Below are 3,907 nucleotides of genomic sequence, written 5' to 3'. Positions count from 1 at the left end.
TGATGTGGTTAGAAAACTACCCTTTGCTACTGATGACTTTTTTGCTTACATTAGGTCTTGTCATGAAAAGCGAGTTATTAATGCAGATTTTAATCGTATTTCATTTGTTTTAATTGGCACGGCTACCCCCAATCAATTAATTCAGGATAGTCAAAGAACTCCTTTCAATATTGGTAAAGCAATTGAATTAAATGGACTGTCGTTAGAAGATAACTGTCAACCCTTGATGCAAGGACTAGAAGGGTTGGGTGTTTCCCCTCAAGAAATTCTACAAGAAATTTTTAGCTGGACTAATGGTCAACCTTTTCTAACTCAAAAATTGTGCTATTTAATGGCCAAGTTTAAAGTTACAATACCTCAGTCTCTCTTATCAGCTTGGATGCGAGATTTTGTTTATAAACACATTATTGATAACTGGGAAAAAAAAGATGAGCCTGCTTTTTTATCAAGTATAAGAGAGCGACTTATTTATCATCCTGACCAAGGGTATTTACTAAGGGTTTATGCTAATGTTTTAAAAGGTAAATTGGTGAAAGCGAGTAACACACCAGAACATGATGAATTATTACTATCTGGATTAGTTATCGTCGATAATCAGGGCTATCTTAGAGTGGCTAATGCTATTTATCAGGCAATTTTTAATCAAAAATGGTTATATAATGTATTAGCAGCTAGTCGTCCTTATCAATCGGAAATTGCTAAGTGGGAAGACTCAAATTTTACCGATACAAATTGTTTACTGACAGGTAAAAAGTTAGAGGAATCTAAAAAATGGCAAGAAGATAAAGAATTAGATAGTATCGATTATCGTTTTTTAGCAGCCTCTGAAAGCATTACTCGTCAAAAACAATCTCGTTTATTTATGTTAGCAGCGGGAATATTTACTAGCATTGTTACAGGGTTACTTGGGTTGGGATTCTACCAGTCATGGCTGTTACCTTACTTTTATAAAATTCCCTATACTAAGGAGCCTGAACTATTTAGCCAAGGCGAAAAAAAGCTACTTATTAAACAGGAAAATTTTTATAAAGATCGGGGTATTTTGGCTTTTAAAAATGCTAATTATTTGGAAGCTAAACAGTTATTCAAAAAAGCCTATCTTGCTCATTCTGAAGATGCAGAAACATTGATTTATTATAATAATGCTATCGCTTATTTAAGTAATAATTATGTGACTTTGGCGGTGGTTATTCCCAGTGGCAAAAAAAATGAAATTTCCCAAGAAATCCTGAAAGGGATTGCTCAAGCACAATATTTATTTAATAGCCAATTACCGACAAGTGCGAATAATTTATTTTTAAATATCGTTATTGTCAATGATAATAATGATGAAAAAGTTGCTAAGATAGTCGCCAAGGAAATCGTTAAAGACCCCAAAGTTATTGGAGTAATTGGACATTATTCTAGTGAAGCAACCTTAGCAGCTTTACCTATCTATGAAAGAGCCAAAATTACTTTAATTTCTTCTACAAGTTCCTCGGATGTAATTGAGAGTGAATACTTTTTTAGAACCGTTATCACCAATGAAAAAATTGGTGAAACTTTAGCTAATTATGCCAGCCAACATGATCTAGATAAGGTAATTATTTTTAATAATTCTAACCAGATTGATAGCCAAGAACTTACTCAAGAGTTTCATCAAGCTTTCCAAAAAAAAGGCGGTAAAATCACTAAAGTAATTGATTTATCATCTTCCCTAGATATTGACGCAGAAGTTTTAAAAGCATTTTCCCAAGATCAAGTTAGAGGAATTGTCTTATTTCCCAGTTTGGAATCAGCTTCTGTGGTAGTAGAATTATCTCATACTCTTGAACAGTTAAATACCAGCACCACTCCAGAACTGAAAAATAAGCTAGTTCTTTTAGGGAGCCATTCCATGTATGAACATGAAATGTTGGTTGATAGCGGTAAATTTATTGATAATTTAGTTTTGGCTGTGCCTTGGTTTTCCCATCTAATTAAGTCCCAAAATTTTGTCAGAGATGCTCAAGCTTTATGGAAAGAAGATATTAGTTGGCGAACCGCTACCAGTTATGATGCGGCCCAATCATTTATAGCTGCTATTAGAGCCTTGCAATCCCAGAATAAAATTTCTTCAGAGTTGATACAAGAATATTTAGAAAACCTCAATCTTTCGGCCAGTTTGACCTCAGGCAATTCTCTCAGGTTTGTAGATAATGAATCCGAATCTAATCGAGAACCAATTACTGTCAGGGTTAAGAGTAAGTTAGAAGCAAAACTTGAAAACTCAATTCAGTATCAATTGGAATCTCAACGAGACTAATCAAGCAAGTCGTCAAAATATACTTGATACAAATTGCAACGAACCTCTAGGTTATCATAACTTTTGTGGATCAGTCCCAATCGTTCCAAAAATTGGACAGATTCTCCTTTCATTTGAGCCGGAGTCAGAGCTTTTTTCTGAAGAATTTGCCTAAAAATATTCTGGAGGTTAGCATTACTTTTCAGATATCTCATCAGTAGGAAAAAATGACTTTGAAATGGCTCTCGTCCCTGCAAGGCATCATCTAGAACCTTTTCTAGAGAATTCCCTTCTTGCAATTTTACCAAGATTAACTTAATTAAATAAGGATTACCTCCCACTAAGTTCATGACCTTGTTAACATCTGATAACGTCCAATTAATGCCATTAACTTGAGCGAAAGTGAGAACTTGTTCCGCATTAAAATCCGATAAACTAGCCACATAACCTACACCAATTAAGGGAGAGGCATAAAAATCGTAGTTGCTATAAAATTCCGTTGAATGAATAATAATTAAGCGCAGTTTCCGCCAAGGTTGGGAACGTCTTTCATGCCAACTTCTGAGAATACCACAAATTTCATTACCGATTGTTTCAGTTTCCAAAATTGTATCAAATTTTTCAAAGACAAAAACCAGAGGATTAGCACTGGGTTGGAGAACATATTCCTCTAAATATCGTCGAGTTTTGTGGGCAGGAGTTCCGGGACGAGACCAAAATTTATCGAGAAGAGATTCGTTAATCTTTAATTCTTGGGTAATGGTACGACAAATCGACAGCAGCAAGTCTTCACAACTAAGGGCAATAGTGGCTTTTTCCTCCTCACAATCAATGATAACTGGTTGATAATTATCTTGTTTGAGATGATGGACTAACCAATTAACTAAACGGGTTTTGCCACTATTATGAGGTGCGCGAATTCTTAGCAACGATTGTTCTTGCTGAAGAACTTTGAGACAATTTTCCTCCAGAGGTGGACGTTTTACATAATCCTTAATATAGGTCTGATAATCCTGTTGTTTTTCCTCATCTAAAGAGGAGAAAATAGCAGCAATTGCGGGAGATTGATGTTTACTTTTGTTTGCCCACTCTTGATCAAAGCTCCTTAGGTTAGTTAAAATATCATGACCCCGTTGCCAAAAAGTAATTTGAAAAGTACGAATTTTTCCTTGATTATTGAGACGATGATCTTCCAAAATACCTAAAAATTTTTCGTTAAGATATTCCGTCAAAGCATCCCGAATTTGCCATAACTCCAGCCTTTGACCACATTTTTCAGTCAGCATTTTTAAAGCATTAAGTTCGGCTTGAATTTTCAATTTTTTCTCATTAATCCAGCTAAATTTAATAGCCAGATTTTCACAATTATCTACCTCGTAGTTAGCAAACTTTAACAGAGCATTAAGCAGATATTTGGTTCTTTGCCTGGGAATATCCCCATAGGTAACTTTTCTAGACATTATCTCAAGTTTAGTAATTAAGGACTTTGCCGATAATTGAGAAATTTAAGTAATAATTTGGTTACGGATTAAACTTAAAACAGTGACTTTCCTATCCTCCTTTTTGAGTGCAAGCTTCGCTCCCCTGTTTAACGGCGTGCGCTAAATCCAACCGTTCGAGAAAAATTTGACCTGTCAGTTCGCG

Annotated in this window: 2 protein-coding genes; one reads left to right on the top strand and one right to left on the bottom strand. The window is 35.1% G+C overall.

Annotated elements, in window-relative coordinates:
* Positions 1-2,284, top strand: a 2,284-nt coding sequence (locus tag PX636_RS01065) for an ABC transporter substrate-binding protein (protein WP_288115952.1), incomplete at its 5' end; no start/stop codon positions are given.
* Here the strand turns inward: PX636_RS01065 and PX636_RS01060 are convergent.
* Complete coding sequence (locus PX636_RS01060) at positions 2,281-3,723, bottom strand: AAA-like domain-containing protein (protein WP_288027395.1); 1,443 nt, start codon at positions 3,721-3,723, stop codon at positions 2,281-2,283. The genes PX636_RS01065 and PX636_RS01060 overlap by 4 nt on opposite strands.
* Positions 3,724-3,907 lie beyond the last annotated feature (184 nt).

Origin of the sequence: Microcystis sp. M53598_WE2 (genome assembly GCF_030067735.1) — a bacterium.
GTDB classification, from domain to species: Bacteria; Cyanobacteriota; Cyanobacteriia; order Cyanobacteriales; family Microcystaceae; genus Microcystis; species Microcystis aeruginosa.
This window is presented reverse-complemented; position numbering and strand designations above follow the sequence as displayed.

What these genes read in the sequence shown, in the direction of transcription:
- PX636_RS01060 (WP_288027395.1), bottom strand. Translation starts at nt 3,723, where the DNA reads ATGTCTAGAAAAGTTACCTATGGGGATATTCCCAGGCAAAGAACCAAA.